1 pseudogene is annotated in these 398 nt (G+C 44.7%); it reads right to left on the bottom strand.

Annotation, left to right across the window (positions count from 1 at the left end):
- Positions 1-148: 148 nt before the first annotated feature.
- A pseudogene (locus GHO25_RS26370) lies at positions 149-398 on the bottom strand (hypothetical protein); the annotation flags it as partial.

Below are 398 nucleotides of genomic sequence, written 5' to 3'. Positions count from 1 at the left end.
GGTAAAAAAGGTAAAACATCTTTTTTGTGATTATTTGAAACTAATCCAACAGCAATTCTGTCAATATTTTGTTAGTAGTCTTTCTTTTTCCAAAACATACCTTACATCTTCCTTCTCTATGCCATTTAATTAAACTAATTAAGAACTACTAATATCCCTTGAGAATGCGGAACTGTCCGTTTTCACCCCAAGCTTCTGCCTTGTTGTCTACCTCAGCGCAAAGCCGCTTCTGAGGTCCGCACAGGGTCAACACAACTTTGCCGCCTCTGGCTTCTAGGTTCTCTGCATTGGCCCGCAAGTCAGCAATTTCGCTGGGAGACGGCACCAGTAGCATCGACAAACCCACTATCGTCAGTAGCAGTAAGCACCCAGTAAGCGCCCAGAGGCCCGTCCACTTC

It is taken from the genome of Pseudomonas sp. FSL R10-1350 (assembly GCF_009600525.1).
GTDB lineage: Bacteria > Pseudomonadota > Gammaproteobacteria > Pseudomonadales > Pseudomonadaceae > Aquipseudomonas > Aquipseudomonas helleri.
Note: the sequence above shows the minus strand (reverse complement) of the source record. Positions and strands in the feature narration are given on the sequence as shown.